Raw genomic sequence first — 2,198 nt, forward strand, 5'->3', positions numbered from 1 at the left:
GTTTGAAAAATACGCGCAGAGTTTTTACGACGTGAAATTTGGCGCTAGAATTTTAAGATATTAAATTCTGCGCCTGGAATTTTGCAGCAAAATTTTATCTCGTAAAATTTTAATGTGGACTTTGTTTTTGCGGCAGCGAGGCTTTAAATTCTATGCTTCAAGCTTTGCGGCGCGCAGCCGGCTAGAATTTTATCTCACATAATCGGTTAAAATTTTGCAAGAAATTCTGTGTAGAATTTTATGCAAAATCTACCTTGTGCGCTTGCACGGCTGGATAAAATTTCGCGCAGAGTTTGGTATTTCGCGACTGCTCGGAATTCGGCGCTGATTGTAAAATTTGCCGCTAAGCTTAATGCGAGCTCGTGCGATTAAATTTAGCCTCGTCACCTCACGACGCCTTATCGATCGCTCTCTTTGATCAAGACACTTTTATTGTTGTCGTCACTCTTACAAAGCACTCTATAATCTGATATTTCAATTGCATATAAAAATACTACACCGTCGCTTTGAAATTTTCTCGAGCAGCCCTTGGCGTAAAGCTCGGCGAGTTTTGGACTATTGAGAACATAAAACTCATAGCTATCGGCAAAGTGCTCCATATAGCTGTAGGTGATGCTCGCCCAAGGCACCCCACTATCGCCGCTTCTATTTAGCACGATGGTTCTAGCGTTTATTGCCGCAAGCTTTGACTTTAGCTCTGCAAACGTCTTTTTGTCCCAGCCGATGAGCTTTAGCCCATCGCCGATGCCCGGCGCATTATCCCTGAAAATGGAATTTTAATAAAATTTCGTCTCATTGCCGTCCAAATCGATCCAAATATACTCATCGCCGTAGGTGCTCTGGATCGTAACGCGCAAATTTTTAGGGAAGTTGCGACCTGCAAAAGCTAACAGGTCTAGAAATTTCTCGCGATTTTGCTCGTAGTTTTGCATCGGCGGGGCTTTATCCAGCTCCATATCATCTTTATCAAAGAAAGAATTCAACGCGAAAAATGCTGCCAAAATCGGCAGCACCTTTAGGCAAAAGAGTAAGCCCAGAGCCGCGGCTATGACGATTTTTAAAGCTTTAGCCAAATTTTCTCCTTAAATTTTATGAGCCGCTTAGGCCTGACGGCTGACTTATGCCAGAATTCTACGGCTGCATGCGTAAAATTTAGCGCTCGTAGCGTATTTTAGAGCTGCGGGCGCGAAAGCGTTCATGAAAAGCGTTCGTGCGTTGCAGTCGGCGAAAGAAATAGCGCTCGCATGCAGAAGCACGCAAACTCTCGCACGGCGCCCCCGTATAAAATACCGCGCAGAGTATTCGCCCAAAGCGCCTGCGATCTCTCGCACTAGGTAAAGCGCTCGCAATCGCTCGCGCCGAATAAATTTCAAGCGGCGCGAGCTGGCGAGCTGTTTACGTAGCTTGCGACGCGCGAAAACGAAGTATTGTTTTAAGGCAAGCGGGGCTTTATCGCTGGAATTTCGGCGCGTAAATTTTAAAATTTAGCCCAAATCTCGCTACTGCTTATAACCACGGACATCCTTGTCCGCTCTGCAGATGCTAAGAGATGTCATGTTTTTAATTGCCGGTAAATGTGGTACTCTTATCCGACGGGATAAGGGGGCAGGCAGCAGGTTGACGCAAAACGTGAGGAAATCTTGAATACAGAGGAACCTCGGCAACGAGATTAACCAAAACCTGCTGCCGTAAAACAAAATGCGGCCGCACCGCTAACGGTGCGTACCGCGAATAGGAGTTACGGTGAACTGCAAACCGGTAAAAGCTCCCTGTTCCCTATTTTATAACACAAGGAGTGTCGTATGCAAGGGACTGGAAGATGGATCGGATTGGATTTGAGCAAAGAAACGTATGAAATGTGTTACTTTGATCAGAAAGGAAAAGTTGGAAGATCAGGAGGAGAAACAACATTCGGTAACACATAAATTAATGAAAGACGGCATTTCCGATATGCATTGTATGAGCGATGACTATCTTACGGAGAAATTGAAAGCGGAAGATATTGTCGCAATGGAAGTAAATAGTCTTGCGTTTGTGATGGAAAAAGAGATGAGAGTGATCGGCTGCACGGTAGTAATCTTAGATGCCTCGCAGTTATCGATTATTTATTCCAGCACGAAGAAGACGGATAAAGAAGATGCATTAAAGCTTGCACGGTTGGTTAAGATATATGAAAAGGAAGATTTACCGATAGTGGA

Annotated in this window: 2 protein-coding genes and 1 pseudogene; 1 reads left to right on the forward strand and 2 read right to left on the reverse strand. The window is 44.6% G+C overall.

Annotated elements, in window-relative coordinates; all coding sequences use genetic code 11:
- Positions 1-398 precede the first annotated feature (398 nt).
- Entirely contained in the window at positions 399-656 is a 258-nt protein-coding gene (locus Q0238_RS03780) for a hypothetical protein (protein WP_297943041.1), read from the reverse strand.
- A gap of 120 nt (positions 657-776) precedes the next feature.
- Positions 777-1,073 carry a hypothetical protein gene (locus tag Q0238_RS03785; protein ID WP_297943043.1) on the reverse strand — a complete coding sequence of 99 codons (297 nt, stop codon included), beginning with the start codon at positions 1,071-1,073 and terminating at the stop codon, positions 777-779.
- Positions 1,074-1,884: 811 nt separating this feature from the next.
- Here Q0238_RS03785 and Q0238_RS03790 point away from each other — a divergent pair.
- Positions 1,885-2,198: pseudogene (locus Q0238_RS03790) on the forward strand (hypothetical protein); the annotation flags it as partial.

The sequence above is a fragment of the uncultured Campylobacter sp. genome (genome assembly GCF_938045775.1).
Taxonomy (GTDB): Bacteria; Campylobacterota; Campylobacteria; order Campylobacterales; family Campylobacteraceae; genus Campylobacter_B.